The organism is Methylibium sp. (assembly GCF_013817365.1).
Lineage (GTDB): Bacteria > Pseudomonadota > Gammaproteobacteria > Burkholderiales > Burkholderiaceae_C > Methylibium.
This window is the reverse complement of record NZ_JACDCU010000341.1, coordinates 1-4,496: the sequence shown is the minus strand read 5'-3', so window position 1 is coordinate 4,496 and position 4,496 is coordinate 1. Positions and strand designations below refer to the sequence as shown.

Here is a 4,496-nt window from a genome sequence, read left to right as displayed (position 1 = left end):
GGCGTGCACGTGATCCGCATGCCCGAACACTACGGCGCGCTCTCGCCGCTGCTGCACGTGGTGCCGCTGCAGCTGCTGGCGTATCACACGGCGTGCGCGCGCGGGACGGATGTGGACAAGCCGCGTAATCTGGCGAAGAGTGTCACGGTGGAGTGAGGGGCTCGAACGGCGCAGCCTTTGATGTGATCACATGAATACAGAACGCCCGGGTATCCCGCTTTCAATTGCATGACGGAAATGTCGCCGCCGTGCAATGCCACTCGGCGACCTGCTTGGCCAGCCAACCCGGGTCATCGAGTGCAAGGTCGTGCCCGGCCCAGGGGTGCTCCACCGCACAGCAAGACCATTCATCGGCAAGGCGTCTCGAACAGTCCGGGTCGACCAACCTGTCGCCCTGGCTGCAGACCACGAGCACTGGCATGTCGGGCGACCTCGCCGGCAACTGGTAGCGGACTGCGGCGTACAGTTGCCTGAAGGCGTTGGATGCCGAGACGGGGCGCTCGAGGCGAACGGCGGTCCAGCGCTCGAGCAGCTGCAGGTCCGACGCGCCGCCCCTGCTGGTCAAGCGCAGCACGGCGCACTCCGCGCGCCTCGCGTCGCGCGTCGCCGCGATGCGCAGCAACGCGGGCCAGGCGCTGGGGCGCAGGCGATGGTGAACGGGACTGATGGGCGCCGCGCTGGCGTTGACGAGCACCAGGCCTCGCACCTCTGCGGGCCACCGACGGGCCCACGCCGCCGCGACCATCCCGCCGAGCGACAGGCCGATCAGGTGAATCGGCCCGGCGACGCCTCTGGCCTGCAGCGAGCTGCGGCACTGCGCAGCGATGTCCGGCACCGTGGCCGGACTGCGCCGCAACCGTTCGAGGCCGGTGCCGGGCAGGTCGAGCGCGACGATCGCAGCACCGGGCGGCAGGTGGCTCTGCAAGGCCTCGGGAAACCGGCTCCAGTGGGCGCTTTCCCGTGCAAGCCCTCGCAGCAGGACCCATGCGCTCATGACGGCCTGCCTGCTGCGTACCAACGCTGCAGCGCTCGTTCCCGCAGCAGCTCGCGTTGCGTTTGCGCCGGGCACCAGGCCCGGTAGCTGCACGCCGCTCGAAGCAGGAATTCGAGCAGGCCCATGTGCCGGCGCAACACGCGGTGTTGCCGGTGCTCAGTCAAGGGGTTGAAGAGCCCCTGGCGCGAGAACATCTGCCGCGGATTCTTCTTGATCCACAGCCACGAGCCCATCTCGAGCGTCAATGGCAGGAGCACGCGACCGCCGCGTTCGGCCTTGAGGTAAAGGTGATCCCAGAGGTCGCCATGAGCGAGGTACTGCCGGCTCTGCGGCTCGACGATATAACGGTGATGCGCCAGGTTGGCGTCCAGCAGCTCGGTGAGTGCCAGCAGTTCGGGGAGGTGGCGCACCGGCACCGGCGTGTGGGCATGCGGAAACCAGAGGCGGTCGCGCAGGCCGAAGCCGGAGTGGCAATCGACCGTCAGCGCGAACGGTCGGCACAGCAGTTCTTCTTCCACCACTTGGCACACCGCCTGCGCTTCGATCTGCATCGGCGCCCCGGCGGGCCCGCGGTACCACGGCAGCGCCGCGCTCAGGCGCTGGCCGCCGAGCAGGGGCGGGGCAGCATGCGCGCATCCCACGGGCGAGTTGCGCATGAGATCGACGCCCTGCGGATTGGCCCGCGTTCCCCGCCACAGCCCGCCGGGGTTGACCAGCGGCATGAAGACGATCCGAAGCGTCGTGAGCAGGCGCTGCAGCGTCGCGTCCCACTTCAGCCGCTGAACGAGCGCGCGCAGGCAGGCGATCACGACCTCGGTGCCGATGCGCTCCAGCCCGTGCACGCCGCCGAAGAAGCCCACGCCGGGATGGCTGGTGTCGGCACTGCCGAGCACGACGGCATAGACGGGAAGCGGCGTCCCGTCGACCACCACTTCCGCCACGGTCCGCGCTGCGGCATGCGGGCCGGCGGCGCTCACCAGCTGGGCAATATCGGCGAGTTCGCTCGGCAGTCCCGCGACGGCGTCACCCACGGCCCGGCGACCGGTTCACGGCGCAGCGCTCTGCCATCGACTTGTCATCACTGTCCTTCACATTCACGAGCTCCAACCAGGAGACAACATGCACGCTTCTCGCGATCGATTTCCACCGAGGCCGCCGGTCATCCTGGCGTCGCTCGTCTACGGGTTCGCGGAGTGCGCGGCCTTGCTGCGCAGCCGCTGGCGCCAGGGCCTGCGGCAGCGTTTCGGCAGTCTCGTCAAGCCGCGTGGCTGAACCGTGACGGCGGCATGTCGGATCGATGACGTGGCGCCGGCGCAGCGGCACCGGCCGTCATGAAACGGTCCGTCCGCGGTTCGAAAGACGCCCGACCTGACTCGCCGTCGGCGCCTCACGCGCCGAGAAAGTGCCGCTTGTAGCGGTGGGGCAGGTCCTCGATCCGCATCAGCATGGGCAGGTCCGCCGTGTTGAACTCCGGGTCCCACGCGGGTGCGCCCAGCACCATCCCGCCGCAGCGCAGGTAGCCCTTGATCAGGGCCGGTGGCTCGACCTCGCCGGCCGGCATCAGATCGTCGACCGGCAGCGCCAGGCGCGGCGTGACACGCCACTCGATCGGCGCCAGGTTCGTGACGCTCAGCTGTCGCCATAGCCCGGCGGCGAGCCGGCCGCCGTCGCGCATGCCGACGCTGGCGCAACCCACCATCGTTTCCAGTCCATTGGTGAGCATGAAGGTGCCCAGAGCCGCCCACATGGTCATGATGACGCCGCCGGAGCGGTGATCCGGGTGCACGCAGGAGCGCCCCAGCTCGACCATGCGCGAGCGCAAGGATCGCAGGCGCGTGAGGTCGAACTCGTTGTCGCTGTACAGCCCGCCGACACGGCGCGCACCCGCCGGGGTGAGGACCCGGTAGGTGCCGACCACCTCGCCGCGTTCTCCGTGTGCGCCCGCGTTGCGCACCAGCAGGTGCTCGCAGTACGGGTCGTACAAGTCGACGTCGATGCCGGCCGGCGTGCCGGGCGGTGTCGCGATGCGAGCGCCCATCTCCTCGACGAACACCCGATAGCGCAGGCGTTGCGCCTCCCGGATGTCGTTTTCGCTGCGGGCCCAGCTCACGGTCAGCCCACCGGGCGCCGCGGCGCGCGGCGGCGCGGGCAGGGGCGGCCGCCGGCGTGCAACGACAGCAGCCGCGGACCCGGTGAGGTTGTGCAGCGGCTGGGTCGGCATGGGAACTTCGTACATGGCGCTCTCCTGTCAGGACAAGCGCCAAGCATCGGACCGCTTCGTGACACCCCCTTTGAAAACAGATTTCAGTTCGGTGACGTGGCCTGCGCGCCGCAATATGTCCGGATCGCTACGGGCTTCGTGTGCGTGGCTCGAGCACAGCGCGCACGAACGCGCTCAACCCGGGGCGGCCAGGCAAGGCGGTCGAATCGCGTGGTGCAGCAGGCAGTCGACCAGCCGGTCGATGTCCACCGGCTTGGCCACATGGTCCACCATGCCCGCGGCCAGGCATCTCTCGCGTTCTTCGGGCAAGGCGTGGGCGGTCAGTCCGATCACCGGGAGCGTGGGGGCCGAGGCGCGCAGGCGCCGGGTGGCTTCGATGCCGTCCATGAGCGGCATCTGAACGTCCATCAGCACGGCGTCGAAAGCGCGCTCGCCGGCCTGTGCCACGCGGGCCAGCGCCTCCTGACCGTTCCTGGCGAACACGACGTGGCACCCTTCGCTTTCGAGTTGGGCCTGCAGAACCAGGCGATTCACGTCGTTGTCTTCCGCGGCCAGCACGTGCAGGCCCGAGAGCCGCGGGCCTTCGGCGGTCGTGCCGACCGGTGGCGGCTCGATCGGAGAGGCCGTGGACAAAGGCAGGCGCACCGTGAAGGTGCTGCCCTGTCCCGGGCGGCTTTCGACCCGGATCTCGCCGCCCATGAGCGCGGCCAGGGTGTGACTGATCGCCAGGCCCAGACCGGTGCCGCCGAAGCGGCGGGTCGTGGAGCCGTCGGCCTGCTCGAAGGGCTGGAACAGGCGCGCGAGCAGTGACGCCTCCATGCCGATGCCGGTGTCCGCCACCTCGAACACCACCGTCCCGGCCTCGGCGCTGACCGTCAGCGCCACCTGGCCGCGATCGGTGAACTTGACGGCGTTGCTCAGCAAATTGACGAGGATCTGTTTCAGCCGCAAGGCGTCGCCTTCGACCCAGTCGGGCAGGCCCGGCGCCAGAACGACGGGCAGGGCGAGGCCCTTGGCGGCGGTGCGGCCGGCCACCAGGCCGACGACCGCATCAACGGCGGCCGACAGACGGAAAGCACGCCGCTCGACACTCAGCTTGCCGGCCTCGAGCTTGGAGAAGTCCAGGATGTCGTCGACGATGCTCAGGAGATGCCAGCGCGTCCTAGTGTTCGCGCATCGCCTCGCAAACTGGAGTCGACCATGCCACGCTACCTCGTCGAACGTACCTTCTGCGCCTCCGCTCGCGCAGGGGCGGCCACTGACGGCCGCGCCGCGGATCAC

The 4,496-nt window shown here is 69.5% G+C and carries 5 protein-coding genes; 1 reads left to right on the top strand and 4 read right to left on the bottom strand.

Translation table 11 applies throughout. The features are described 5' to 3' along the window. Positions 1–220: 220 nt before the first annotated feature. Entirely contained in the window at positions 221–994 is a 774-nt protein-coding gene (locus tag H0W38_RS17185; RefSeq protein WP_292456313.1) for an alpha/beta hydrolase, read from the bottom strand. Further along, positions 991–2,025 carry a M14 family zinc carboxypeptidase gene (locus H0W38_RS17180; protein ID WP_292456311.1) on the bottom strand — a complete coding sequence of 345 codons (1,035 nt, stop codon included), beginning with the start codon at positions 2,023–2,025 and terminating at the stop codon, positions 991–993. Before H0W38_RS17180 ends, H0W38_RS17185 begins: the two co-directional genes overlap by 4 nt. An 88-nt stretch (positions 2,026–2,113) precedes the next feature. Between H0W38_RS17180 and H0W38_RS17175 the strand changes: the two genes are divergently transcribed. After that, the gene (locus H0W38_RS17175) at positions 2,114–2,266 is read left to right on the top strand and encodes a hypothetical protein (protein WP_292456309.1); all 153 of its coding nucleotides are present in this window, start codon (positions 2,114–2,116) and stop codon (positions 2,264–2,266) included. A gap of 115 nt (positions 2,267–2,381) precedes the next feature. On the opposite strand, the gene H0W38_RS17170 is transcribed toward H0W38_RS17175, so the two are convergent. After that, entirely contained in the window at positions 2,382–3,230 is an 849-nt protein-coding gene (locus tag H0W38_RS17170) for a GNAT family N-acyltransferase (RefSeq protein ID WP_292456306.1), read from the bottom strand. Between the two features lie 159 nt (positions 3,231–3,389). Continuing rightward, positions 3,390–4,496: ATP-binding protein (locus tag H0W38_RS17165; RefSeq protein WP_292456303.1), on the bottom strand; the 1,107-nt coding region annotated here is incomplete at its 5' end.